We start from the raw sequence: 24,891 nt of genomic DNA on the forward strand, positions 1-24,891 counted from the left end.
TTAGCGCAGCACGGGATTGTTCTGCGCCATGACGGCGAGGGTCGCGCGGTCAGTCATTTCAAGTTCCTCGCCATTTTCCAGCTTGAGCAGCTCGGCCAGCCTGCGCCGGCCGCGATTGGCGCGGGACTTCACGGTACCCACGGCGACGCCTGTCATGTTGGCGGCTTCTTCGTAGGAAAACCCCGAGGCGCCCACAAGGATCAGGGCCTCGCGCTGTTCGTCGGGAAGTTGTTCGAATGCCTTGCGGAAATCTTCGAGCGCCAGCCGACCATCATGTTCGGGCCGCGTCGCCTGCCGGGCGGCAATGATGCCATCGGTATCCGACACCTCGCGCCGGGTCTTGCGGCGGGCCGAATAGAAGGTGTTGCGAAGGATCGTGAACAACCATGCGCGCAAGTTCGTTCCGGGCTGGAACTTGTCGATATGGGTCCAGGCCTTGACGATGGTGTCCTGGACAAGATCGTCGGCCGATGCCCCCTCGCGGGTCAGCGACAGCGCGAAGGCGCGCAGCGCGGGCAGGTGATCGACGAGCTCTTCCCGAGGATCGGCATGGACTTGGGAGCTACGCGCCGCCTTGGCTTCTCTGGTCATGCGCAATTACTCCTGCTCGCGTAATTTATCGAGCAATTCCAGGAACTTATCAGGAATTTTTTGGTTTGCATCCTGTTCGTAAACGCGTTTAAGGTTCTCATCGATCTGCTTCTCGATGCCAACCTTTCTGCGATCATCACGCCTCGTGTTCATTTTTAAGTTATTCCCGAAATTCTTGTGCGCACAGTTTCTAACAGTTACCAATCCAGTCAAGTTCCCTGCGACTATCGCTTTTTGAGGATATCATGACCGCTGCAGATCTGGCCAAGTCCATCAGCCAAGAGCTGCCTTACCTGCGCCGCTACGCGCGCGCGCTGACCGGCAGCCAGACCGCGGGCGACAATTACGCCGCGGCAACCCTGGAGGCGATCCTGAGCGATCGCAGCCTGATGAATGTCGACGATACACGTATCGGACTGTTCCGCACCTTCCACGCCATCTGGCAAAGCTCGGGCCAACCGGTCGAGACGGAAGGCCAGAACCCGCGCGAAGCCCGCGCCCAGGCGCATCTGCGCCGCCTGACGCCGAATTCACGCGAAGCATTGCTGCTGCGCACGATCGAGGAGCTGCGTTTCGACCAGATCGGTCAGATCATGCAGATCCCGCAATCCGAGGCCGAGGAACTGGTCGGCATCGCCATGGACGAGATGAGCCAGACCATCGCCGGCAAGGTGATGATCATCGAGGATGAAACCATCATCGCGATGGATCTCAAGGGCATCGTGCAGGCCATGGCGCATGAGGTGACCGGCGTCGCCCGCACCCACAAGGCGGCCGTCAAGCTTGCGCATGACATTCGCCCCGACCTGATCCTGGCCGATATCCAATTGGCGGATGGCTCTTCGGGCGTAGATGCCGTGAACGAGTTGCTGACCGAAATGGGCGAGATCCCGGTGATTTTCATCACGGCCTTCCCCGAGCGGCTGCTGACCGGCGACCGCCCCGAGCCCGCCTTCCTGATCTCGAAACCCTATAGCGAAGAGCAGGTGCGTTCGGCGGTCAGCCAGGCGATGTTCTTCGCCTCGACCGAGGGGCTGAGCGCGGTCTGAGATCGCCCAGCAGCAGGAATTGAAACCGCCGGAGCCCTCTCCGGCGGTTTTTTTCTGCGCGACTCAAAGCGCGGCGACGGCCTGCCGTGCATCGTCATATTCGGCGGCCAGACGGTCCACGAGCGCGCCGGCCGGCTGGATCTCCCGGATCGCCCCGATGCCCTGGCCCGAACCCCAGATCTGGCTCCAGGCCTTGGCCTTGGCGCCGCCGAAATCCATCACCGAAGGATCGGCGCTAGCCAATTCGCCCGGATCGAGTCCGGCATTGCGGATCGACGGGGCCAGATAATTCCCGTTGACCCCCGTGAAAAGGCTCGAGTTCACGATGTCCTCGGCGCCGCTTTCGCAGATCATGCGCTTGTAATCGGCCTGCGCATTTGCCTCGGTCGTGGCGATGAAGGGGCTGCCGATATAGGCCAGATCCGCCCCCATGGCCTGAGCGGCGATGATGGCGCGGCCCGTCGCGATCGCCCCGGACAGCAGCAGCGGCCCGTCGAACCAGGCGCGGATTTCCTGGATCAGGGCGAAGGGCGACTGTTGCCCGGCATGTCCGCCCGCGCCGGCAGCAACCGCGATCAGGCCGTCGGCGCCCTTTTCGATCGCCTTGCGCGCGAAGGTGTTGTTGATGACATCATGCAGTGCGATCCCGCCGCAATCATGCGCGGCGGCATTGACCTCGGGGCGGGCGCCAAGGCTGGTGATCCAGATCGGCACCTTGTGGCGGTGGCAGATCTCGATATCCCGTTCGAGCCGGGCATTGCTGCGATGCACGATCTGGTTGACCGCGAACGGCGCGGCCGGGCGGTCCGGGTTCGCCTGGTTGTGACGGTCGAGTTCTTCGCTGATCCGGGTCAGCCAGGCGTCAAGAAGCGGCGGCTCTCCGTCCTTCTCGCGGGCATTCAGCGCGGGAAAACTGCCGACGATGCCGGCCTTGCATTGCGCGATCACCAGTTCCGGGCCCGAAACGATGAACATGGGCGATGCCACGACCGGAATGCGCAGTTTGGCAAGAATGGGCGGCAGCATGACTTCTCCTCCTGGGTCAGCGTCGGACGGCAGGTTGCACATGCCGCCCGGCGCTGCCAACGGTTCCGTGGCGTCCACTTAATACGGCAGGGGGATGTCCCGATGCAGCCTGTCGATGCGCTTCAGAACCTCGTCCGACAGCACCAGATCGACGCCCTTCAGCATGTGATCAAGCTGATCCCGGCTCGTCGCGCCAATGATCGGGATGCAGGCGAAGGGACGCTGGCGGGTGAAGGCCACGGACATGTGAACGGGATCGAGCCCGAACTCGTCAGCCAAGGCATGATAGGCAGCCACCGCCTGGGGCGCGCGTTTCGTGCGCCGGCCGCCCAGATCGCCCTGACCACCATGCTTGCGGTCCACGGCGGCGCGGCTGCCCTCCGGTTCGAGCCCCCCCTGGTATTTGCCCGTGAGCAGACCCGCAGCCAGCGGCGAATAGGCCAGCAGGGTGACGTCTTCGTTCACGGCGACCTCGGCCATGTCGGTATCGTAAAGTCGGCACATCAGCGAATATTCGTTCTGCACCGACACGACGCGCGGCGCACCCATCCGCTCGGCGGTGTCGATCCAGCGGCTGGTGCCCCAGGCCGATTCGTTCGAGAGGCCAAAGGCACGGATCTTGCCTGCACGCACCGCTTCATCGACCGCCCCGATCACGTCCGCCATGTGATCCAGCGTCTTCTGCCGGTCCTGCTTGCGGGGATCATAGCGCCAGTTCTGGCGGAAGGCGTAACTGCCCCTTACAGGCCAGTGCAGCTGGTAGAGGTCGATGTAATCGGTTCTGAGACGGCGCAGCGAATTGTCGATCGTCTCGCGCAGGATGCGGCCGTCATAGCCTTCCCGACGGACCTTGTCGCTGGGACCGGCAACCTTGGTCGCAATCTCGACCTTGTCGCGACCGCCACGGCTGGCGAGCCAGGCGCCGATGAATTCTTCCGTGCGGCCGACGGTTTCGCGCTCGACCGGGTTGACGGGATACATCTCGGCGGTGTCGAGAAAGCTGATACCCGCTTCCAGCGCCATGTCCATCTGTCCATGGGCATCCGCCATGTCCGTCTGGTTGCCGTAGGTCATGGTTCCCAGCGAAACGGCGCTGACCGAGACTCCGCTGGCTCCAAGAGTCATTCGTTGCATGAAAGACCTTTCGTCAGAATTGGCGGAAGAGAATGGGAGTCGAACCCACCCGGGACAGGCTCGCTGCCCCAACCGGATTTGAAGTCCGGCCGCCCCACCGGGGACGATTCTCTTCCCTATGGCTTATCCGTCCGACCTGTCCGGTGTGAACAGGTCGATCCGGTGCGGATTGATGCGCCGCAAATCGCCCCGCCGCAAGGTTAGACCGAGCCGATCGAAGAAGTCGAGGATCTGGATCGCAACCTTGCGACCATTCTGCACACGGTCCCGGAAGGCCGGCGCCGAAAACCAGCCATCATCGGAATCTGATGAAAGATCTCGAATGATTTCAATCATTTCTACCGTGGTCTCCCGGGCAAAGAAATGGTCATGCGCGATCTGATCGATGCGCCCCTGCCGCGCTGCCATGCGCAGGATGCGCCGGATCTCGGCTTCGTCTTCGGCAAATTCGTTCGCGAAATCACGCACACGCGGGGGGCGAAACCGGTTCTCTCCGACAAGCTTCGGGACGATGCGGGCGTAGATCGCCTCATCCTCGGGGGAAAGTCGGGGAAGATGGCCCGGCAGACGCAGGAAGGCGCCGTCCAGCGCGATGCGGCCCGCATCGGCCTCGGCGCGGATGAAGGCCGCGAATTCGCCCTTGGGCAGGCGTGGTTCCAGCATCAGCCGCAGACGTTCGCGACCAAGACCCTGCAGATCGGCATTGTCGCGGTGGAAGTCCGCCAGTTTCTCTAGCAGCTGTTGGCGCAGCAGATCGAGCCGGTCCGGCGCCAGGGCAAGGCGGGTGCCGTCGATCACCGCGAGACCCGAAGCTGTCAGCGCCGCGTGAATTTCGGCCGAGGAAAGCGCACGGTCCCTTGAAAAGACATCCAGATCGACAAGCCCGAGGCCGCCCAGCCCCGCCAGCGCCTTGGCCGGGTCGGGCAGGGCATGGGCATGAAGGAGCGAGAGTCGCTCGGGTCGGGCGCGGCGGCGTGAGGGCGCCCGCAGGTCGATGATGCGCCCGCCGCCGATCGTGCGCCGGGCAGAGACATCCCGCAAGATGAACCGATCCCCGACGGCCGCCGCAAGCGGACGGTCGAGCACGATCTGCGCGAGGCCCTCGGCACCCGGCACGAGGTCACCGACCAGGGGAACGATCCTTGCGCCGAGTTCCGCCGCGCCGACATGCAGCCGTGCCGGGAACCATGTGCCGATTGCCTTGGGCTCGGTGCCAAGGATGCGCACGGTCACGTCGATCCGCTCGGTAGGCGCGTGCAGGATCGGGTCAAGCGCCATGTCTCCGCGCGCGATGGCATCGCGCGAGACGCCTTCGCCCGCAAGGTTCAGGGCGCAGCGCTGCCCCGCCAATCCGCGATCGGCCTTGCGGTTCTGGGCGTGTATTCCGCGCACCCTTGCGGCCAGGCCCGAGGGGCTGAGCAGGATCTGATCGCCGATGGCGACCTGCCCGGCCAGCACTGTCCCCGTCACGACGGTTCCCGCGCCCGACAGCGTGAAGCTGCGGTCTATGGCCATGCGAAGCCGCGACGTGCTGGCCCGAGCCACCGATCTGGCTTCGGCGCCGGCCAGAGCGGCCCTGAGCGGTTCGATCCCGATGCCCGTCATTGCCGATACGGGAAAGACCGGCGCGCCGGACAGCCCGGTCGAGGAAAGCAGATCGTCGATCTCGGCTGTCAGGGCGGCGATACGCTCGGCCCCGGCCAGATCGCATTTCGTCAGGGCGACGATGCCCTGCGGGATGCCCAGAAGATCGAGAATCGCCAGATGCTCGCGGGTCTGGGGCATGATCCCGTCATCGACCGCGACGACCAGAAGGGCCAGGTCGATCCCGCCTGCACCGGCCAGCATGGTATGGACGAATTTCTCATGCCCCGGCACATCGACGAAGCCGGTGATCGCAGCACCGCCCAGATCGGCATAGGCAAAACCCAGATCAATGGTGATGCCGCGCGCCTTCTCTTCAGCCAGCCGGTCGGCATCAATGCCGGTCAGGGCTTTGACAAGCGCGGTCTTGCCATGGTCGATGTGACCCGCCGTGCCGACGATCATCCGTTCAGAGCATCCAGCAGGGCCGCATCATCGGTCAGGCAGCGCAGATCAAGGATCAGCTCTCCGTCGTGGATGCGACCGAGAATGGGGATCGCAAGCGCGCGCAGCCGATCGGCCAATTTTTCCGGAGAGGGACCAAGCGCCAGCCCCGCACTCGGGATGGTTTCGGTGGGCAATGCGCCCGAACCGATCTGGCTATTGCAGTCGGTGACGCGCGCCCGGCAATCGAGCTTTGCGGCAACCTGCGGGGCAAGTCTCTGGGCCTGCGTGCGGATTTCGGCCTCGGGACGCGTGAGAAGGGCAAGGGTCGGCAGGCGTTCCGCCAGCCGGTCCGGATCGCGGTAAAGGCGCAGCGTCGCTTCGGTCGCGGCGATGCGGATCTTGTCCATGCGCAGCGCACGTTTCAGGGGATTCCTGTTGATCGCGGCGATCATCTCGCGCTTGCCGACGATGAAGCCGGCCTGAGGACCGCCCAGCAGCTTGTCGCCCGAAAAGGTCACGACATCGGCGCCCTCGGCCACAGCCTCGGCCACCGTGGGTTCGGGCGACATCCCCCAGCGCCTGAGGTCGACAAGCGTGCCCGATCCCAGGTCGTTCACCATGGGGAGGCCGGCGCCATGCGCGATTTCGGCAAGCTCGGGGGCAAGGACTTCCTTGGTGAAGCCTTCGATCCGATAATTCGAGGTGTGGACCTTCATCAAGAGCCCGGTTTGCGGTCCGATGGCGTCGCGATAATCCTTGGCATGGGTGCGGTTGGTCGTGCCCACCTCGCGCAGGGTGCAGCCGGCCTGCTCCATGATCGCGGGCATGCGGAAGGCGCCGCCGATCTCGATCAGCTCCCCCCGCGACACCACCGCCTCACGCCCCTTGGCGAGCGTGTTCAGCACTATGAGCACGGCAGAGGCGTTGTTGTTGACCACCGTCGCGTCCTCGGCCCCGGTCATTTCGCAAAGAAGGCCACGCAGATGGCTGTCGCGTTCGCCCCGGCCTCCGGTCTCGAGGTCAAATTCCAGTGCGGCGGGAGCGCGCATCGCCGCCACGGCCGCCTCGATCGCAGCTTCGGCAAGAAGCGCACGCCCCAGATTGGTATGCAGGACGGTCCCGGTCAGGTTCAGCACGGGGCGCAGACGCGACCGCGACTGCGCGGCCATGGTTTTGACCAGATTGATGAGGATCGCCTGTGCGTCCGGGACCGGATCCGGACGGTTGGCGCGGATCGCGGCCAGCTCGGCCCTGAGCGTCTCGGTGACGGCCAGCCTGCCATAGTCCTGGATTAGCGGTCCGCAATCGGCAAGCAGCCGGTCGACCGAAGGCAGGGCACGCAAATCGGACATCAATATCCCACGAGGAAGGGATTGAACCCGCCTCTTGCCCATTCGGTGTCGCGCATCATCAAATCCAGTCCGAGGCTCGCAACGTCATCCGCCACGGGTTCCAGCGTCGGGTTCTTGTTTTGGTAAAGTATCTTCACCCATTTGCCGCATTCCCGGCAGATCTCGGCTTTCACCGTCGCTTCTTCGGTCTCGACCGAACGGTAAGTGATGCCTTTCGTCGATGCACAGCAGGTGCATTTCACCCGCACCTCGTTCCACAGTGTCTGGCAGGTCGCGCAGGAACAGTAGCGCGCACCTTCGGCCCCCATGTTCTCGGTCACCATGCTGACCGCCGGGCGGCCGCCGCAAGCAGGGCAGATGCCGGTCCGGATCGGAACCAATTGTTCCACGTGGAGCCTTTCCGCCCGCTTCGCCGCAACCACCTGAAGCGCCGCGGCTGCAAGAAGATGGGGCGCGACGCTGTCCGGCGGGATCTCATCGGCAAGCACGTTCAAAATGACCCAGTCCCGTTCAGCAGGCTCGGCCTCAGCGAGCGCCGCCAGCGCGAGACGCGCCGTTTCGGGCATATCGACTTCTGCCATGAGGTCGCAGAGCCTTTGCAGCGTCGCGGTGACGTCGTCGCGCATGTCATTGCGATCCAGCGGAGGCATTCTGCTGACGCGCGCCAATTCGATCCTATCTTCGGAGATCGGGACGGGATCGGGGGCTTCCCGCGACAGCCGGGCCTGAACGCGCGCCAATGCTCCCAGAAAACGCAGATAGGGCGCAAGATTCGGGCTGTGCACGGCAAGGAAATCAAACCGCTCTGCCCGGGTGGTGAAGACAGCTTCGGGCTGGGGCAGGCGCGCCAAGGGAACCTTGGCCACGCCGCCAATCATCGAAGGGTCGGGTATCAATGTTGAAGACATCATATCCTTCGGGCCGACCGGCCACCTGACTTCACTACAGTTTACTCTGCCGGGTCACGCCCTTCGCGTCCAGCGACTTCGCGAAGCCATTTGCGGTGGTGTCGCCAGGCCCATCCGCCGGTCACCGTTCCACGGGTCATCGCCCTGATCGTGCCGCGCGTCCAGATCGCCGCATAGACGTGGACGATGAAGACCAGGATGATCGCAACCGCAGCAAGCGAATGGACCAGCACCGCCCAGCGGCGTGCGGGAATCGACACGAGATCGGGGAAATACTGTTCCCAGATCATCACGCCAGACCCGATCAGAACGACGATCAGGATCGACATCGCCCAGAACACCGCCTTTTGCCCGGCATTGTACTTACCAAGTTCCGGCAGGCGTTCTTCATGCCCCTGAACCACGTCTCCGATCTGGCTGACCCAGGTGCGGTCTTCGGGTCGGGGCAGGTTCAACTTCCAAAGCTGCGCGAAGAGCACGAAAAAGCTCAGGAACAAGAGGATGCCGACAAAGGGATGGAGCCAGCGCGTGTTCGGCCCCCCGCCAAACAAACCGGTCAGGAAGTAGAGCGAGGGGTGGAACAGCGCGAGCCCCGACAGCAGCAACACGATCAGGCTGAGCGCCGTGACCCAGTGATTGGCCCGGGTAAAGCCGCGATAACGGCTGATCCGGACCGGGGTCGTGGATTCGAGGTGATCCCCCTTTTCCGAATAGAGAGGTTTGGTCATCACGCCTCCTCACTTCTGTCGGGGACGGTGGTTTCGACGAGATGCTCGGCTTCCCGCTCCTCCTCGGCGCTGACCTGATTCGCGCGAGCGAAGAGGCCATGCAGGATCGAACCCATGGCGGCTACGCCGATCGCCGCGAGACCCACGGTCTTGGTCACGCCCTTCCAGCCGCGCACCACCGGGGAAATCTTCGGGTCCTCCGGCAGGTTCGCATAAAGCGACGGCTTGTCGGCGTGATGGAGGACATAAAATACATGTGTCCCTCCCACACCATCCGGGTCGTAGATACCGGCATTCTCGTAGCCGCGGGACTTGAGGTCGGCGACGCGCATGTTCGCATGTTCGACCATGTCCTCCTTCGTGCCGAACACGATGGCCTGCGTCGGGCAGGCCTTGGCACAGGCAGGACCCTGTCCGACCGCGACCCGGTCCGAGCACAGCGTGCATTTGTAGCTCTTGTGATCGGTCTTGCTGACGCGGGGGATGTTGAACGGGCAGCCGGTGATGCAATAGCCGCAGCCGATACAGTTCTCGTGGATGAAATCCACGATGCCGTTGGAATATTGCACGATCGCGCCGGGGGCCGGGCAGGCCTTGAGACAACCCGGGTCTTCGCAATGCATGCAGCCATCCTTGCGGATCAGCCATTCGAAATCCCCGGTCTCGGGGTTCTCGTATTCACTGAAGCGCATCAGCGTGAACATGTCCGGCGTCAGGTCATGCGGGTTTTCGTACATGCCGACATTGTGCTCGATCTCGGGCACGGTGTCGTTCCATTCGGCACAGGCCGATTGGCAGGCCTTGCAGCCAATGCACTTGGACACGTCGATGAGCTTCGCGACCGGGGTCAGTTCGCGTTCGGGCCTGGGCAGATCCGGCATGGCCGAGGCGCGGACGACGTCACCCGCGCCAAGGTTTGCCTTCATCGGCTGGAGCGGCGGGTTCGACACCGCCGTCCGGGGACTGTCGAGGTTCGGGTCCATGGTCATGACACGGCCTCCCCTGTTGCCGGTTCGATATTGACAAGAAATGCCTTGAATTCAGGCGTTTCCACGTTCGCGTCTCCGACAAAAGGTGTCAGGCTGTTCGGACCGAAACCCTTCCTTGCCGCGCCCATGAAGCCCCAGTGGAGCGGGATTCCGACGACATGAACGGTCTTGTCGCCGCATTGCAGCGGCTTGATCCGTTTCGTCACCAGCGCCTTGGCCGTGACCTCCCCTCGCTTGGACCAGACGCGTACCGTTCCGCCTTTGGTGATCCCCTTTTCGGCGGCGAGTTCCTCGCTGATCTCGACGAAGAATTCGGGCTGCAGGGCAGAGTTGATACGGTTGTGCTTGGTCCAGTAGTGGAAATGTTCGGTCAGCCGGTAAGAGGTCGCCACAAAGGGGAATTCGTCGCTGGTCGCGAACTGCTCCGCATCCTTGACAAAGACCCTGGCCACCGGGTTGCCGCGCATCTCGGGGTTGAACACATTGGCGATGGGGGACTCAAAGGGCTCCATATGCGTCGGGAAAGGCCCGTCGCGCATCATGCCGCGGGTAAAGAGCCGCGAGGCGCCTTCCGGGTTCATGATGAAGGGGCCGACCTCACCGGGTGGCGCGGTGGGGGAAATGTCGGGCACGTCGTAGCCCGTCCATTTCTCTCCATTCCACTCGATCAGCTTGCGCGAAGGGTCCCAGGGTTTGCCCTGCATGTCCGCCGAGGCCCGGTTGTACAGGATCCGGCGATTAAGCGGCCAGGCATAGCTCCAGTTGAGGAAGGCGCCGGTATCGTCGGGATCGGAATTGTCCCGCCGCGCCATGTTGTTGCCATCCTCGTTCCAGCAGCCGCCATAGATCCAGCAGGCCGACATGGTCGAGCCATCGTCGCGCAATTGGCTGAAGTTCACCAGTTGCTTGCCCGCTGCGGTCAGAAGCTTGGTCGTGTCCTTGAGGTCATAGACATCCCCCAGCGCCTTGCCGTTGAGTTCCTTCGCCAGTTCCTCGGCCGAGGGTTCGTTTTCGTCCGCGTAGTTCCAGGTCAGGTTCAGGATCGGATCGGGGAACACCCCGCCTTCGTCCTGATAGAGCTTCCTGAGCCGCAGGAAGATCTGCGCCATGATCCAGGTGTCGCGCTGTGCCTGACCCGGAGGCGTCGCCGCCGCCCAGTGCCATTGTATCCAGCGGCCCGAATTCACCAGCGAGCCGTCATCCTCGGCAAAGCTGGTCGTGGGCAGCTCGATCACCTCGGTCTGGATCGAGGCCGTATCCACGTCGTTATATTCGCCGTGATTTTCCCAGAAATGGGCCGTCTCGGTTTCCAGCGGGTCCATGACCACCAGAAGTTTCAGCTTGGACAGTGCCGAGGTCAGCTTGGCCCGGTTCGGGAAGGACAGAAGCGGATTGAAGCCCTGGCAGAAGTAATTATTGATCTTTCCTTCGTTCATCAGGTCGAACATTCGCAGGATGTCGTAGGTCGGCACATCCAGCTTGGGCAGATATTCGAAGGCCCAATCGTTGTCCGCCGTCGCGGCATCGCCCCACATGGCCTTCATGAAGCTGACCATGAATTTGGGATAGTTCTGCCAATAGCTGGTCTGGCCCGGCCTGAGCGGCTTGAAGGAGCGGCTGGACATATAGGTGGTCCAGTCCGGTTCCTTTTCGGTCGGGATGTTCAGATAGCCCGGGATCAGGTTCGACATCAGCCCGATATCGGTCAGGCCCTGGATGTTCGAATGGCCCCGCAGCGCGTTCATACCGCCACCCCGAACGCCGATATTGCCCAGGATCAGCTGAAGCATGGCCATTCCGCGGATGTTCTGCGCACCCTTGGAATGCTGCGTCCAGCCAAGCGCGTACATCGAGGTCATGGTCTTGTCGACCGCCGAACATTCGCCGATCATTTCGGCCACCTTCAGGAACTTGTCCTTGGGTGTGCCGCAGACCTGCTCGACCAGTTCAGGTGTATAGCGCGAGACGTGCTCTTTCAGCAGATTCCAGACGCAGCGCGGGTTTTGCAGCGTCATGTCCACCTGGGCGAAGCCATCATCGCCGATCACATAATCCCAGCTCGACTTGTCATAGTCGCGCTTTTCAGGGTCATAGCCGGTGAACAGACCGTCATTCCATCCGAACTCGTCCTTCACGATGAAGGCCGCGTTCGTGAAGTTCGTGACATATTCCCATTGGACCTTGTCGTTCTGGATCATCCAGTTGATCAGGGCCATCAGGAAGACAATGTCCGAACCCGGACGGATCGGGGCATAATAATCGGATACCGAAGCCGTGCGCGTGAACCTCGGGTCCACTACGATCAGCTTGGCGCCACGATGCGCCTTTGCCTCGGTCACCCATTTGAAGCCGCAAGGGTGGGCTTCAGCAGCGTTGCCGCCCATCACGACCACAAGGTCGGTATTCTTGATGTCGGTCCAGGAGTTTGTCATCGCTCCACGGCCAAATGTCGGGCCCAAACTGGACACCGTCGGGCCGTGTCAAACGCGCGCCTGGTTGTCGAATCCTACGATCCCCATGGACCGGACCACCTTGTAGGTCAGCCATGCGGTTTCGTTCGTTGTCGCCGAGGCCGCCAGGAAACCCGTCGAGGTCCAGCGGTTCACCGGTACGCCGGCATCGTTTACCTGCACCAGGTTCGCGTCGCGATCGTCCTTGAGGGCGCGGGCGATCTTGTCCAACGCTTCTTCCCAGCTGATTTCTTCCAGCCGGTCGGAACCTGGGCGACGGATCCGCGGAACCGTCAGGCGGGTAGCCGAAAGAACCGTATCCTTCAGCGCGGCACCTTTCGGGCACAGCGTGCCGCGGTTCGTCGGGTGGTCTGCATCACCTTCGATATGGACGACTTCGGCGGTTTCGCCAGCCTCAAGGTCACCCTTCGAGTAAATCAGGATACCGCAGGCGACCGAACAATATGTGCAGGTGTTCCGGATCTCAGTCGTCGAGGCAAGCTTGAACGCGCGGACATGCGCCTGTTCGGCAGCCTCCGCTTCGCCAAAACCCATAGCCCCGAGCGAGGTTGCCGCGACACCTGCACCCGCGAGCTTGAAGAAGCCGCGGCGTGAGAGGTCGATGTTCATCGTGCCTCCTTTTTGCCTGTCAAATGGATAGGTAAGTGGCAGGATGACTCCGGATTATTCACATTGTCAAGCTGGGCCGAGTGGAAGCTCGGCCCAGCGAATCCAGTGAATTTTTAGCCGGTTAAAGCGGGCATTCGGCAAAGTCAGACTTCGACCGCAACCTTCCCGATCGGATGCGAGCAGCAGGCCAGGATATATCCTGCCTCGATATCGTCATCGCTGATCCCGCCATTGTGGACCATATGCACATCGCCGGACGTTTTCCGCACCTTGCAGGTTCCGCAGAGCCCGAATGTGCAGCCCGACGGAATGTTCAGCCCGCTTGCTTTTGCGACCGAAAGAACGGTGTCCGTCTCGGAGCAGGTCGCTGTGATCCCAGCAAGAGAAAACTCGACCTGAGCCTCGCTGGTTTCATCCGGGATCACGTCATCGAGGACTGGCGCTTCAGCCTCGTTGCGGACCGGAGCGCCGAAGCTTTCCTGATGGTAATGGTCCATGTCGAAGCCAAGCGCGACGAGCATGTCACGCACAGCCTGCATGAAGGGCTCGGGGCCACAGCAGAAGACTTCACGTTCCAGATAGTCGGGCGCCATGAGCCCGAGCATGATCTGGCTAAGACGCCCGCGATAGCCATGCCAGGTCCGGAACGGATCGGATTCCTCGACCGAAAATCGAAGCTGCAGACCGGGCACCCGGTCGGCCATGCCTTCGAGCCGCTGGCGGAAGATGAGGTCGCTTGGGGATTTGGCGGCGTGCACAAACACGATGTCCGGCATTTCACCCGAATCCCAAGCCCATGTCGTCATGGACATCATCGGCGTAATGCCCGAGCCGGCCGAGATGAAAAGATATTTCGGCGCTTCATGCCGGACGAAGCTGAAGATACCTGCCGGCCCAAAAGCCTTGATCTTCATGCCGGGCCGCAGATGATCCAACATCCAGCGACCACCGACACTGTCAAATTGCGCCTTGACCGTAACCGAAATGGACAGCGGCCGCGACGGGCTCGAACTGATCGTGTAAGTCCGCTGCACGTTTCCGCCCGGCACCGGCAAGTCCAAAGTGACGAACTGGCCAGGCTGGTAGTCGAAATATGCGCCCGAAGGGGCCCGGAACGTGAATGTTGCGGTGTCCGCCGTTTCCGGCACGACCATCGCGCATTCCAGCAGTTCGTCGTCCCGCCACGGCTTGTCGCCGAATGCCTTTACCAGGACCGCCATTATTCTGCCGCCATCGCAGGAGCCGGACCAAGGCGCTCGACCATAGTATCGCAATACCAGTCGACGAACTGAATCACACCCTCTTCCTGGATCATGGAATATGGGCCGGGCTCGTAGGCCGGCGAAAGTATCCCGGCCTGATTTTCCTCGACCACCTGACGGTCTTCGTCATTCGTGTTGATCCAGACCCGGGTCAGGTCTTCGATGTTGTAGTCTTGCCCCTCGACGGCGTCCTTGTGTACCAGCCAGTTCGTCGTGACCTGCGTTTCGGTCGGGCTGATCGGCAGGACACGGAACACGATGGCATGGTCGGCCAGATAGTGGTTCCAGGTGTTCGGGTAATTGAAGAAAAGCAGGCTGCCAGCATCGTTGAAGGGCATGGCGCCCATGCGTTTCGAGACCGCGGCCTTGGTGCTCATCGTGTAGCTTTCCGCATTGTTGAGCAGCGGGATGCGCGCGAGGCGCCATTGCATCCTCGGGTGGTTGACGAAACGGGATGGCAGCCCGGCCTCTTCGCATCGTTTCCAATGCGCGAGAATGTCGGGACTGGCGCTGTCGGGCCCTTCCATCGCGGTCATGCGTGGATTGTCGGAATAAGTGCGGCAAAGCGAGGGGTGGCTGCCACCGCAATGGTAGCATTCGCGATTGTTTTCTATCACGAGCTTCCAGTTGCCCTTTTCAACGATGGTCGAACTGAAAGCCACCTTGCTGTCGGCAAGTTTGCTTGGAGCGAGGTAGGTCGCCAAGTGCTTCGCCAGGTCCCCGATCGGGGGTGGGACCTCTGCCAGGCAGACAAAGATCATCCCGTTCAGGTCGATGCAGTGCACCGGCTTGAGCCCGAATTGCGAGGCGTCGAAATCATCCCCCATATCGCGGGCATAGAGCAGTTTGCCGTCCAGTTCATAGGTCCACTGGTGGTAGGGGCAGACGAGCTTGGTGGTCGAACCGGTCGTTTTCGAACAGAGACGCTGACCGCGGTGACGACAGACGTTGTGGAATGCCCGAACCCGTCCATCCGCACCGCGCACGATGATCACGGGGAAGGCGCCAACCTGCATGGTCGAAAAATTGCCCGTCTTGGGGATTTCGCATGCCGGAATGGCAAACAGCCAGTCCTTGTACCATATCTGCTCCAGATCGGCCTGAAACACACCTTCGTCACAGTAGAGTTCGCGCGTCAGCGCATGGTTTCTCTTCCGATCGACGATCTGCGACAGGATTTCTGCAGTGTTGAGCATGGCTTGATTCCGGATGGGATGGCTATTTTTGCAGACCATCGCACTCCGCAGCGTTTCTGCATCGACCAAATGCGACATTCGCAAGACGAAAACGGATCGTCACCGCCTTGATCCCAACAGCCGCACCCCGGGCCCCGGCAATCATCATTCCGCAGTTCGGTCCCATGACGGAAACACTTCGCTGACGGTTTCTCGGCTGTGGAAATGCGAGTCTGAATAACCCTGTGGAGGAATCGGGGGCGACTCACAGGGGCGAATCTGTGGGAATCACCGGGCACGATTGGACCCTGTGGAGCAACCTTATGAACATTTGCCGAACGAGAGCACTTTCTCCACATGTTGAGAATTCCGGCTCGGTCTTCCACAGCGTGTGGATATACAAACTTTTCACAAACTTATCCACATGCAGCGATTAATTAGAAGGTTGTTTTCACGTCTTTTTTTGACCTTCACCTGCAGCATGTTAATTTTTTCCCCATATCGGAAAGGTGTGGATTTCTTCCGTGAAACATCGCTTTTCAGTAATCCACAGGGCCAACTACATCATAATCCTTCTTTATCTTTATCTTTCATTTGATAGAGGAGCAGAGCCGGAGGTGATCCCATGTTCGATCTGCTTGCCCAATCCTACCTTTGGATAAAGGCACTTCACGTCATGGCTGTCTTGTCCTGGACGGCCGGCCTTTTTTACCTGCCGAGGCTATTCGTCTATCACGCAGAACGTGGGCGGAATGCGAGTCCCGAGCCGGCAGATTCCTTGGAGATCATGGAAGACAAACTTTTCCGCCTGATCATGACGCCGGCGATGATCGTGAGCTGGTGCGCAGGCCTGATCCTGGCGACGACGCCGGGAATCGTCGATTGGTCAATGGTCTGGCCCTGGACAAAAGCCTTTGCAGTCGTCGCGATGACGTGGTTCCACGTCTGGCTTGGCGGACAAAGGAGACAGCTTGCGACTGGCCGAGGATTGAGTGGTCGCAGCTACAGGATGATGAACGAATTGCCGACGTTGCTCATGGTCGTCATCGTTCTTTCGGTGATCTTGAAGTTCTGAGAATTGACTCGGGAGGGGAATCTTCCTATCTCAGCGCCTAGCTGCCGTCCGGCAGATTCTTTCCATGCACAGTTCCATTGTGGCGCGATCTCGCGATGCGTCGCGTCTATAGGCCCGAGATGAACGAAGAACGTCTGAACCTGTCCGATCTGAAGGCGAAAAGCCCCGCAGACCTGCTCTCGATGGCCGAAGAGTGGGAAATCGAGAACGCTTCCACCATGCGCAAGGGCGAGATGATGTTCTCGATCCTGAAGGAGCATGCCGAGGAAGGTTACGATATCGGCGGTGATGGTGTACTGGAAGTTGTCCAGGACGGATTCGGCTTTCTGCGGTCGACCGAAGCGAACTATCTGCCCGGCCCGGACGATATCTATGTCAGTCCCGACATGATCCGTCAGCACTCCCTACGCACCGGCGACACGGTCGAGGGCGTCATCCGTGCTCCGGGGGAAAATGAACGCTATTTCGCGCTGACCAAGGTCGAGAAGATCAATTTCGAAGATCCCGACAAGGCCCGCCACAAGGTTGCCTTCGACAACTTGACGCCGCTCTATCCCAATGAGCGGCTGAAGATGGAGATAGAGGATCCGACCATCAAGGATCGGTCGGCGCGGATTATCGACCTCGTTGCGCCGATCGGGAAGGGCCAGCGTTCGCTGATCGTGGCTCCGCCGCGCACGGGTAAGACGGTTTTGCTGCAGAACATCGCGCATTCGATCGAGAAGAATCACCCGGAGTGCTACCTGATCGTTCTGCTTATCGATGAGCGTCCCGAAGAGGTGACCGATATGCAACGTTCGGTCAAAGGAGAGGTGATTTCCTCGACCTTTGACGAACCAGCAAGCCGTCACGTTGCGGTTTCCGAAATGGTGATCGAAAAGGCGAAACGCTTGGTCGAGCATAAGCGAGATGTAGTTATTCTTCTCGATTCAATCACAAGACTTGGTAGGGCGTTCAATACTGTTGTGCCCAGCTCGGGCAAGGTGCTTACTGGTGGTGTTGACGCCAATGCATTGCAGCGCCCGAAGCGCTTCTTCGGTGCAGCTCGAAATATCGAAGAGGGCGGGTCGCTTACCATTATCGCCACGGCACTGATCGATACAGGGTCGCGGATGGACGAGGTGATCTTTGAAGAGTTCAAAGGGACCGGCAACAGCGAAATCGTGCTTGATCGCAAGGTCGCCGACAAACGCGTCTTCCCAGCGATGGACATCCTGAAGTCAGGCACTCGCAAGGAAGAGCTTCTGGTGGATGCGAAGGACCTGCAGAAAACCTATCTGCTGCGTCGCATTCTGAACCCCATGGGAACAACCGATGCCATCGAGTTCCTGATCTCGAAACTCAAGCAAACCAAGACGAACGGCGAATTCTTCGAATCCATGAACGCCTGACGCCGCGGAGGATGAGGTGGAAACGATCTTTGCCGAGGCAACACCCCCCGGTCGTGGGGGTGTAACCGTTGTCCGCTTGAGCGGACCGATGGCGCGCGAGGCGTTGGAATCGCTCGCCGGTTCGCTCTCTACTCCCAGACGCTCATATCTTCGTTCACTTCGGGATGGCCAGGACCTGATAGATCAGGCGCTCGTCATTTGGTTTGAGCAGGGGCAGAGCTTTACGGGGGAGGAAGTAGCCGAACTTCATCTGCATGGGGCACCGGTCATCGCAAACAGACTAGCCCAGGCGCTTCTCGTCCGAGGGCTTCGCAGAGCGGAGGCTGGCGAATTCACCCGGCGGGCCTTTCTCAATGGCCGTATCGATCTGGCTGAAGCTGAAGGGCTGGCCGACCTTCTTTCATCCGAAACAGAAGCCCAACGTAAACTGGCCATGCGGACGGCCGACGGTGAACTTGGCCGGAAGGTAGAGGCATTGCGTGCCAATCTCGTCCGTGCGGGCGCCTTGGTCGAAGCCTCTATTGACTTTGCCGATGAAGAAGTGCCCGAGGATGTTCCGCTTGAGGTATTCAATCTTCTCGATCTTGTCCGATCGGAAGTGGAAGCCATGCTCAGAACCTATCCGGCAACGGAAAGATTGCGACAAGGTTATGAAGTCGCGATCATTGGCCCTCCAAACGCCGGAAAGTCCACACTTCTCAACAAAATCGGACAACGAGAGATTGCCCTCGTTTCCGATATAGCAGGGACAACGAGAGATATTCTTGAGCTCCGAGCTGATCTGCGCGGGTTGCCGGTGGTTTTCCTCGATACTGCCGGGTTGCGTGACAGTGCCGACCCGATCGAAACAATGGGCGTGCAAAGAGCCATGGACAGGGCGAGAAACGCTGATCTCCGCATCCATCTTTCGGATCAAGGTGTGCGGATGGAACCGTTTTTTGACGGTGATCTGATTGTCCGATCCAAATCCGATCTTGGAACGGGCGACGGCCTGGCAATTTCGGCGCTTACAGGATCAGGCATCGAGGCACTGCTTGACCAAGTCTACGACAAACTGAGGGTTAGGGCAGCAAATTCAGGTCTTGTTGCCCATCGTCGACAAGCGGAAGCCTTGGAACGCGCACGATCTGCTCTAGATATAGATTCTTCGCTATCCCCTGAATTTCTGGCTGAAGCGATCAGACAGGCGGCGCAGGAACTGGCCACAATGGTCGGGCGGGTAGGGGCAGAAGATTATCTGGACGAGATTTTTTCCTCGTTCTGCATCGGGAAGTAGGTGTTTCACGTGAAACAGTATGATGTGATTGTTGTTGGAGGTGGCCACGCGGGGGTGGAAGCTGCCATGGCTTCGGCGCGAATGGGCGCCGAGACCGCCCTGGTGACGCTTCATGTCGATGACATTGGCACCATGTCCTGCAATCCGGCGATCGGAGGACTTGGAAAAGGGCATCTGGTGAGAGAGGTCGACGCGCTTGATGGCGTGATGGGCAAACTTGCGGATGCAGCTGGCATTCAATTCCGCCTATTGAACCGTAGAAAGGGCCCTGCAGTCCAAGGTCCGAGGGCTCAAGCTGATCGATCGCTTTATCGCGAAGCGGCTAAACTGGCGGTATCGGGACAGGATCTCTTGTCTGTGGTTATCGGCGAAGTGTCCGAAGTCGTGACGTCAGGAAAGGAGATTTGCGGCCTGCGTCTCCAAGACGGCACCGAACTACAGTCGAAGCAGGTTATTCTTACCACTGGCACATTCCTTAACGGATTGATCCATATCGGAGAGGAAACCCGTCGCGCCGGGCGTTGGAACGGGGCGGCCTCTCTCAGTCTTGCAGACTCGCTAAGACCGTTCAACCTCCCCCTCGGGCGGCTGAAAACGGGCACCCCTCCGCGCATTCTGGGCAACAGCATCGACTGGGAGCGCTTGGAGAAACAGCCGGGCGATGAGGAGCCGGTCCTTTTTTCCTATTTGAACCGCAGCGTTGTCGCGCCCCAAATCTGTTGCGCGATTACACATACGAATGAACGCACTCACAAGGTGATCCGGGATAATCTGGCACGATCTGCCATGTATGGCGGAAGGATTGACGGTGTTGGGCCGCGCTATTGTCCTTCGATCGAAGACAAAATTGTTCGTTTTTCGGATAAGGCCAGTCACCAGATCTTCCTCGAACCTGAGGGCATCGATTCGGAACTGGTTTATCCCAATGGGATCTCGACTTCGCTCCCCCTCGAGGTGCAGATCGAATACGTCCGATCGATAAAGGGCCTGGAGGTCGCGGAGATCGCGCAGCCAGGCTATGCGGTTGAATATGATTATGTCGATCCACGCGCATTGACCGCATCGCTTGAACTGAAAAGTGTGTCTGGATTGTTCTTGGCCGGGCAGATCAATGGGACGACTGGTTATGAGGAAGCAGCCGCACAAGGTATGGTTGCCGGATTAAACGCTGCTTTGAGATCTCAAGGCAGAGCCCTCCATCATTTTACTCGCTCGGGCAGTTATATTGGCGTGATGATCGATGATCTGATCACACGTGGTGTCAGCGAGCCCTACCGTATGTTCACATCGAGGGCCGAATTCCGCCTTTCGCTGCGTGCGGACAACGCCGATCAGCGATTGACGCCCTTGGGCATCGAGTTAGGCGTCGTCAAGGATGAGCGCCGGAATCATTTCGAAGAGAAGGTAAGGCGATACAACCATGCGCGAAAACGCGCAGAGGAGGTTAGCTTCACACCTTCTAGCTTGAGCCAGCTTGGAATTCCTGTCCGCCAGGATGGGAATCGACGCAGTATATTTGCGCTTCTTGGTCAACAGGATGTCGATCGCGAGCTCGTCATTGCGCTGGATCCCGACTTTATGGCGACGGATAGTGATACAATTCGGCAAATCGCGATCGACGCGCTCTACCATCAGTATACGGAGAGACAAGGGAAGGATGCGGAACTTCTGCAGAAGGAGGAATCCGTCTTGATTCCGAACGGTTTCGATTATGATTCGCTTTCCGGGCTTTCGAACGAGTTGAAGGCGAAGCTGAAGTTGCACAGTCCATCGACCCTCGCAGCAGCATCTGCAATCGAGGGGATGACACCTGCGGCATTAACGCTGCTTCTCGCGGTAATCCGAACAGCTAGCCGGCGAAGTGTGTCATGACTGTTTCACGTGAAACAGAGCGTCTAAACCAGTATGCTGGGCTCATGAGAAAGTGGAACAAGGCGATTAACTTGGTAGCCCCATCCACACTGGACGCCTTAGAGGAACGCCATATTTCTGATAGTAGAAAATTGGCAGAGCTATCAAAAGCAACCGTGGGCGACTGGGTTGACCTGGGAAGCGGCGGTGGCCTTCCCGGCCTTGTCTTGGCAATCAACCAGCCCGATAGAAACATTTCCCTAGTCGAGAGTGACAAGCGAAAGTGCAGTTTCCTTCGAAATGTCTGCCGCGAAGTCGGGCTGATGAATGTAGCAATCCTCAATGAACGCATTGAGATGGTAGAGCCGTTAAGCGCTCAAAATATTAGTGCGAGAGCGCTTGCCCCTCTGCCTCTGCTGTTGTCTTATGTCGACAGGCACCTCGCCTCCGGGGGACGCGCTTGGCTCATGAAGGGCAGGAATTGGCGGAACGAAGTCGATGAGGCGCGCAAAGATTGGAGTTTCAATCTGACCGCCCATCGAAGTGCTACCGATCCAGATTCTGCGATTTTGGAAATGACGGATATTCGGCATGCCTGAAACTCGAATAATTGCTGTCGCAAACCAGAAAGGTGGGGTTGGAAAAACCACCACGGCCATCAACCTGGCCGCCGCATTGGCTGAGGCCGGGCGCAAGGTCGCGATCATAGATCTTGACCCGCAGGGCAATGCGTCCACTGGACTTGGGGTAGGTGTCGAGGACCGATCTTTGACGTCCTACGATCTACTTGCAGAGGAAGAGCAGCTCGAGGACTGCCTTGTTCCGACGCAGATCGAAAACCTGTCATTGGTCCCTGCGAGTCGCGATCTCGCCTCGGTAGACCTGGACGTGGCGCAGCGCACCGGACGGGCACAATTGCTGCGAAGGAAGCTGAACCGAGATTCGTCTTTCGATTTTGTCCTTATCGATTGCCCACCTGCATTGGGCATCCTGACGGTCAATGCGATGGTTGCTTCTGATAGCGTTCTTGTCCCTCTCCAGGCAGAATTCTATGCCCTTGAAGGTTTGTCGCAACTTCTGATGACTGTGCGTGAGGTTCGACAGACTGCCAATTCGGATCTGCGCATTGAAGGGGTTCTCCTGACGATGTCGGATAATCGAAACAATCTTTCGCAGCAGGTCGAGGCTGATGCGCGGAACACGTTGTCCGGCTTGGTCTACCAAACGGTAATTCCGCGCAATGTTCGGCTTTCAGAGGCGCCCTCCCACGCGCTGCCTGTCTTGCATTACGATACGAACTCCAAGGGCAGCTTGGCCTATCGCGAACTTGCGCAGGAGTTTCTTGCCAGACAACTGATTAACGCCTGAGGAGAATATTCATGTCTGACAACAAGCTTGAAAAAAGGGGGTTGGGACGCGGTTTGTCAGCACTTATGGCGGATGTCGATCTTATTCCAAATGACCGGCCTGCGCCACGCCAGGTCATGCCGGTTGAGCAGATCACGCCGAATCCCGATCAGCCGCGTCGCAGCTTTGCGCCGGAAGCCTTGCAGGAACTTGCAGATTCGCTCAAGGGAAGGGGAATGTTGCAGCCCCTGATCGTGCGGCCTCACCCGAGCGACCGCGGCCTTTACCAGATCGTGGCAGGTGAGCGGCGGTGGCGCGCTGCCCAGATCGCGCAGTTGCACGAAGTTCCGGTAATCGTGAGAGACTTGACAGATACCGAAGTTCTTGAAGTCGCGATCGTCGAGAATATTCAGCGAGCCGACTTGAATGCGATCGAAGAAGCTGCCTCGTACCGGCAACTCATGGATCGCTTTGGCCATACCCAGGAAAAAGTGGCGGAGGCTCTGAACAAAAGCAGAAGCCATATCGCGAACCTTCTTCGCCTTCTCAATCTGCCCGAACAGGTTCAGGCGTGGCTGAAGGAAGGTAAGCTCACCGCAGGTCACGCACGCGCGTTGATTACTGCCCCCAACGCTGTCGAACTTGCCCGGAAGGTGATCGAGAAGAACCTGTCTGTGCGCGATACCGAAGAGCTTGTCCGGCGCCAGGCCGAAGGTGCGCGGCAGAAGTCGCGCTCAAAGGCCGAAAAGGATGCCGATACGCGCGCCCTGGAGGGCGATCTGACCGCGCATCTCAAGATGAAGGTCGTCATCAACCATTCAGGGCCGAATGGAGGGAACCTTGTCATCAATTACAAGGATCTTGACCAGCTCGATCGGCTATGCCAAATCCTGGCCTCCGAATAAATCATAGATATTGTGTCGTCAAAAAAAAGTATCAACTATATGTTGATAAAAACCCCCGGATTATCCGGGGGTTTCTCGTAACGCCATCTTGCTTACATCCCAGGGGGTTCAGCTTGCCGGGGTCGAACTGACACCCACTTTCGCTGGCCGCAGCAAGCGATCGTGCAGCATGAAGCCGTTGCCCATGACCTGAATGATATTTCCGGAAATGGTTCCCGGGACGGGGGCCTCGAACATCGCTTCATGGTGCTGCGGGTCGAACTTCTCTCCGATCTCGGGAATGATGACGTTGATCCCGTGCTTGGCGAAGACATTGTTCAATTCGCGAAGCGTCAACTCGACGCCTTCGATCAGTGCTCCGGCTGCAGCCTTCTGTTCTTCATTTGCAGCTTCCAGCGCACGCGTCAGCGCGTCGTGGACGGGCAGCAAATCTCTTGCCAGGCGCGAGCCGCCGTATTGCTCGGCCTCACGACGCTCCTTGTCCGCCCGCTTCCGCGCATTTTCAGCGTCAGCCAGGGCGCGCATGAACTTGTCGCGGAACTCGTCACGCTCGGCGATCAGCGCTTCGATCTCCGAATCCCCAGCGGCTTCCTCGGCCAGCGGATCGACAAGATCCTCGTCATCGAGGGGATTTCCGTTCGGGTAGTCGTTCGTCATGTCCTTATCCTTTCCGGCCGGAGATCATCCGTCCGACGAGCTGCGCAGTGTAGTCGACGATTGGCACGATCCGGCCGTAATTCAGTCTCGTGGGACCGATTACCCCGACCGCGCCAACAATTCTTCGGTCGGCATTCATATAGGGTGAAACCACCAGAGATGAACCGGAAAGTGAAAAAAGCTTGTTCTCCGAGCCGATGAAAATGCGCACACCTTCGCCATGCTCCGCGAGTTCCAGGAATTCGGCAATGTCGCGCTTGCGTTCCAGGTCGTCAAAAAGCGTACGAATCCGGTCAAGATCGGCTTCTTCCTGTGCAAGAAGGTTTGCGCGGCCACGCACGATCAACCGTGGGTCCGTGCTGTCCCCATCCCACATTGCCAGTCCGGCCGAAATCAATTCTGCCGCGATCTGGTCAAGTTGCTGGCGACCGGACTCGATGTCTTTCGAAATGCCCTGCCGCAGATCTGCAAGTGTGCGGTCTTCTGCTACGGCATTGAGAAAGTTCGCGGCCTCGCGCATGGAACTCGCCGTGTGGCCCTTGGGCGGCGAGAAAACACGGTTTTCGACCCGTCCGTCGGCAAAAACCAGCACCACCAGGGCGCGGTCGGGGGCGAGGCTAACGAATTCGATATGTCGTAAGGGCGCTTCCTGTTTCGGCATGAGCACCAGTGAGGCTCCATGCGTCAGGGTCGAAAGTGCCATGCTCACACGATCCAGCATTATGCCCGTATCGCCGCTTTCGTCCCCCAGTGTCTCTTCGATCATCTCGCGATCGGTCGGGGAAACGGGGCCGGCCTCCATAAGGCCATCCACGAAAAGCCTCAGGCCCAGATGGGTGGGCATGCGCCCGGCCGACACATGAGGATGATCGAGCAGTCCGAGATGTTCCAGATCCTGCATGACATTGCGGATCGTCGCCGCGCTCACCTTTTCGGTCATGTCACGGGTAAGGGTACGGGATCCGACGGGCTCTCCGGTCGCCAGATAGGCTTCTACCACGCGACGAAAAACCTCGCGTGAACGGTCGTTCAGATCTGTAAGCAATGTGGTATCAGGCATGGTC

The 24,891-nt window shown here is 59.6% G+C and carries 22 protein-coding genes and 1 tRNA gene; 8 read left to right on the top strand and 15 right to left on the bottom strand.

The features are described 5' to 3' along the window. Positions 1-591, bottom strand: coding sequence for an RNA polymerase sigma factor (locus RGQ15_RS04290; protein WP_311158993.1), 591 nt, complete (start codon positions 589-591; stop codon positions 1-3). Between the two features lie 6 nt (positions 592-597). Continuing rightward, a complete protein-coding gene (locus RGQ15_RS04295; RefSeq protein ID WP_311158994.1) occupies positions 598-744 on the bottom strand; it encodes a NepR family anti-sigma factor in 147 nt (48 codons plus the stop codon). 92 nt (positions 745-836) lie between these two features. Here RGQ15_RS04295 and RGQ15_RS04300 point away from each other — a divergent pair, with 92 nt between their 5' ends. Continuing rightward, on the top strand, positions 837-1,640 hold the full coding sequence (locus RGQ15_RS04300; protein ID WP_311158995.1) for a response regulator: 804 nt from the start codon (positions 837-839) through the stop codon (positions 1,638-1,640). A gap of 63 nt (positions 1,641-1,703) precedes the next feature. On the opposite strand, the gene RGQ15_RS04305 is transcribed toward RGQ15_RS04300, so the two are convergent. From RGQ15_RS04305 to RGQ15_RS04355, 11 genes are all read right to left on the bottom strand, one after another. Beyond that, positions 1,704-2,666, bottom strand: a complete 963-nt coding sequence (locus RGQ15_RS04305; RefSeq protein ID WP_311158996.1) for an NAD(P)H-dependent flavin oxidoreductase — start codon at positions 2,664-2,666, stop codon at positions 1,704-1,706. A 78-nt stretch (positions 2,667-2,744) separates the two neighbouring features. Next, positions 2,745-3,800 (bottom strand): aldo/keto reductase, encoded by a 1,056-nt coding sequence (locus tag RGQ15_RS04310; RefSeq protein ID WP_311158997.1) that lies wholly within the window; start codon positions 3,798-3,800, stop codon positions 2,745-2,747. Positions 3,801-3,820: 20 nt separating this feature from the next. Beyond that, positions 3,821-3,916 (bottom strand) — tRNA-Sec (locus tag RGQ15_RS04315). A 7-nt stretch (positions 3,917-3,923) separates the two neighbouring features. Then, positions 3,924-5,849, bottom strand: a complete 1,926-nt coding sequence (gene selB, locus RGQ15_RS04320) for a selenocysteine-specific translation elongation factor (protein ID WP_311158998.1) — start codon at positions 5,847-5,849, stop codon at positions 3,924-3,926. Further along, a complete protein-coding gene (gene selA, locus RGQ15_RS04325; RefSeq protein ID WP_311158999.1) occupies positions 5,846-7,183 on the bottom strand; it encodes an L-seryl-tRNA(Sec) selenium transferase in 1,338 nt (445 codons plus the stop codon). Before selA ends, selB begins: the two co-directional genes overlap by 4 nt. Further along, entirely contained in the window at positions 7,183-8,091 is a 909-nt protein-coding gene (fdhE, locus tag RGQ15_RS04330; protein ID WP_311159000.1) for a formate dehydrogenase accessory protein FdhE, read from the bottom strand. Before fdhE ends, selA begins: the two co-directional genes overlap by 1 nt. Positions 8,092-8,132: 41 nt before the next feature. Continuing rightward, positions 8,133-8,819, bottom strand: a complete 687-nt coding sequence (locus RGQ15_RS04335) for a formate dehydrogenase subunit gamma (RefSeq protein ID WP_311159001.1) — start codon at positions 8,817-8,819, stop codon at positions 8,133-8,135. After that, entirely contained in the window at positions 8,819-9,808 is a 990-nt protein-coding gene (fdxH, locus tag RGQ15_RS04340; RefSeq protein ID WP_311159002.1) for a formate dehydrogenase subunit beta, read from the bottom strand. The genes RGQ15_RS04335 and fdxH overlap by 1 nt, the downstream gene beginning before the upstream one ends. After that, positions 9,805-12,888, bottom strand: coding sequence for a formate dehydrogenase-N subunit alpha (gene fdnG, locus RGQ15_RS04345; protein WP_311159003.1), 3,084 nt, complete (start codon positions 12,886-12,888; stop codon positions 9,805-9,807). Before fdnG ends, fdxH begins: the two co-directional genes overlap by 4 nt. A 143-nt stretch (positions 12,889-13,031) precedes the next feature. Then, a complete protein-coding gene (locus RGQ15_RS04350; protein ID WP_311159004.1) occupies positions 13,032-14,108 on the bottom strand; it encodes a hybrid-cluster NAD(P)-dependent oxidoreductase in 1,077 nt (358 codons plus the stop codon). Then, positions 14,108-15,346, bottom strand: a complete 1,239-nt coding sequence (locus RGQ15_RS04355) for an aromatic ring-hydroxylating oxygenase subunit alpha (RefSeq protein WP_311159005.1) — start codon at positions 15,344-15,346, stop codon at positions 14,108-14,110. Before RGQ15_RS04355 ends, RGQ15_RS04350 begins: the two co-directional genes overlap by 1 nt. 604 nt (positions 15,347-15,950) lie before the next feature. On the opposite strand from RGQ15_RS04355, the gene RGQ15_RS04360 reads away from it, so the two are divergent. From RGQ15_RS04360 to RGQ15_RS04390, 7 genes are all read left to right on the top strand, one after another. Then, positions 15,951-16,400 carry a CopD family protein gene (locus tag RGQ15_RS04360; protein WP_311159006.1) on the top strand — a complete coding sequence of 150 codons (450 nt, stop codon included), beginning with the start codon at positions 15,951-15,953 and terminating at the stop codon, positions 16,398-16,400. A 119-nt stretch (positions 16,401-16,519) separates the two neighbouring features. Then, on the top strand, positions 16,520-17,791 hold the full coding sequence (gene rho / locus RGQ15_RS04365; protein ID WP_311161029.1) for a transcription termination factor Rho: 1,272 nt from the start codon (positions 16,520-16,522) through the stop codon (positions 17,789-17,791). A gap of 16 nt (positions 17,792-17,807) precedes the next feature. After that, entirely contained in the window at positions 17,808-19,067 is a 1,260-nt protein-coding gene (gene mnmE / locus RGQ15_RS04370) for a tRNA uridine-5-carboxymethylaminomethyl(34) synthesis GTPase MnmE (protein ID WP_311159007.1), read from the top strand. Between the two features lie 9 nt (positions 19,068-19,076). Beyond that, positions 19,077-20,939 carry a tRNA uridine-5-carboxymethylaminomethyl(34) synthesis enzyme MnmG gene (mnmG, locus tag RGQ15_RS04375; protein ID WP_311159008.1) on the top strand — a complete coding sequence of 621 codons (1,863 nt, stop codon included), beginning with the start codon at positions 19,077-19,079 and terminating at the stop codon, positions 20,937-20,939. Continuing rightward, the gene (rsmG, locus tag RGQ15_RS04380) at positions 20,936-21,517 is read left to right on the top strand and encodes a 16S rRNA (guanine(527)-N(7))-methyltransferase RsmG (protein WP_311159010.1); all 582 of its coding nucleotides are present in this window, start codon (positions 20,936-20,938) and stop codon (positions 21,515-21,517) included. Before mnmG ends, rsmG begins: the two co-directional genes overlap by 4 nt. Then, the gene (locus tag RGQ15_RS04385) at positions 21,510-22,286 is read left to right on the top strand and encodes a ParA family protein (protein WP_311159011.1); all 777 of its coding nucleotides are present in this window, start codon (positions 21,510-21,512) and stop codon (positions 22,284-22,286) included. The genes rsmG and RGQ15_RS04385 overlap by 8 nt, the downstream gene beginning before the upstream one ends. 11 nt (positions 22,287-22,297) lie before the next feature. After that, a complete protein-coding gene (locus tag RGQ15_RS04390) occupies positions 22,298-23,170 on the top strand; it encodes a ParB/RepB/Spo0J family partition protein (protein WP_311159012.1) in 873 nt (290 codons plus the stop codon). A 108-nt stretch (positions 23,171-23,278) separates the two neighbouring features. Here RGQ15_RS04390 and RGQ15_RS04395 read toward each other — a convergent pair whose 3' ends face one another. Together RGQ15_RS04395 and hrcA are read right to left on the bottom strand one after the other, a co-directional pair. Further along, complete coding sequence (locus RGQ15_RS04395) at positions 23,279-23,827, bottom strand: nucleotide exchange factor GrpE (protein WP_311159013.1); 549 nt, start codon at positions 23,825-23,827, stop codon at positions 23,279-23,281. A 4-nt stretch (positions 23,828-23,831) separates the two neighbouring features. Then, positions 23,832-24,887: a heat-inducible transcriptional repressor HrcA gene (gene hrcA / locus RGQ15_RS04400; RefSeq protein WP_311159014.1), complete on the bottom strand. Its 1,056-nt coding sequence runs from the start codon at positions 24,885-24,887 to the stop codon at positions 23,832-23,834. Between the last annotated feature and the right edge of the window lie 4 nt (positions 24,888-24,891).

The sequence above is a fragment of the Paracoccus sp. MBLB3053 genome (assembly GCF_031822435.1).
GTDB classification, from domain to species: domain Bacteria; phylum Pseudomonadota; class Alphaproteobacteria; order Rhodobacterales; family Rhodobacteraceae; genus Paracoccus; species Paracoccus aurantius.

Bases quoted from the DNA above. Each gene is read 5' to 3' on its own strand.
- RGQ15_RS04290 (WP_311158993.1), bottom strand. From the start codon at position 591: ATGACCAGAGAAGCCAAGGCGGCGCGTAGCTCCCAAGTCCATGCCGAT.
- RGQ15_RS04295 (WP_311158994.1), bottom strand. From the start codon at position 744: ATGAACACGAGGCGTGATGATCGCAGAAAGGTTGGCATCGAGAAGCAG.
- RGQ15_RS04300 (WP_311158995.1), top strand. From the start codon at position 837: ATGACCGCTGCAGATCTGGCCAAGTCCATCAGCCAAGAGCTGCCTTAC.
- RGQ15_RS04305 (WP_311158996.1), bottom strand. From the start codon at position 2,666: ATGCTGCCGCCCATTCTTGCCAAACTGCGCATTCCGGTCGTGGCATCG.
- RGQ15_RS04310 (WP_311158997.1), bottom strand. From the start codon at position 3,800: ATGCAACGAATGACTCTTGGAGCCAGCGGAGTCTCGGTCAGCGCCGTT.
- selB (WP_311158998.1), bottom strand. From the start codon at position 5,849: ATGATCGTCGGCACGGCGGGTCACATCGACCATGGCAAGACCGCGCTT.
- selA (WP_311158999.1), bottom strand. From the start codon at position 7,183: ATGTCCGATTTGCGTGCCCTGCCTTCGGTCGACCGGCTGCTTGCCGAT.
- fdhE (WP_311159000.1), bottom strand. From the start codon at position 8,091: ATGTCTTCAACATTGATACCCGACCCTTCGATGATTGGCGGCGTGGCC.
- RGQ15_RS04335 (WP_311159001.1), bottom strand. From the start codon at position 8,819: ATGACCAAACCTCTCTATTCGGAAAAGGGGGATCACCTCGAATCCACG.
- fdxH (WP_311159002.1), bottom strand. From the start codon at position 9,808: ATGACCATGGACCCGAACCTCGACAGTCCCCGGACGGCGGTGTCGAAC.
- RGQ15_RS04350 (WP_311159004.1), bottom strand. From the start codon at position 14,108: ATGGCGGTCCTGGTAAAGGCATTCGGCGACAAGCCGTGGCGGGACGAC.
- RGQ15_RS04355 (WP_311159005.1), bottom strand. From the start codon at position 15,346: ATGCTCAACACTGCAGAAATCCTGTCGCAGATCGTCGATCGGAAGAGA.
- RGQ15_RS04360 (WP_311159006.1), top strand. From the start codon at position 15,951: ATGTTCGATCTGCTTGCCCAATCCTACCTTTGGATAAAGGCACTTCAC.
- rho (WP_311161029.1), top strand. From the start codon at position 16,520: ATGAACGAAGAACGTCTGAACCTGTCCGATCTGAAGGCGAAAAGCCCC.
- rsmG (WP_311159010.1), top strand. From the start codon at position 20,936: ATGACTGTTTCACGTGAAACAGAGCGTCTAAACCAGTATGCTGGGCTC.
- RGQ15_RS04385 (WP_311159011.1), top strand. From the start codon at position 21,510: ATGCCTGAAACTCGAATAATTGCTGTCGCAAACCAGAAAGGTGGGGTT.
- RGQ15_RS04390 (WP_311159012.1), top strand. From the start codon at position 22,298: ATGTCTGACAACAAGCTTGAAAAAAGGGGGTTGGGACGCGGTTTGTCA.
- RGQ15_RS04395 (WP_311159013.1), bottom strand. From the start codon at position 23,827: ATGACGAACGACTACCCGAACGGAAATCCCCTCGATGACGAGGATCTT.
- hrcA (WP_311159014.1), bottom strand. From the start codon at position 24,887: ATGCCTGATACCACATTGCTTACAGATCTGAACGACCGTTCACGCGAG.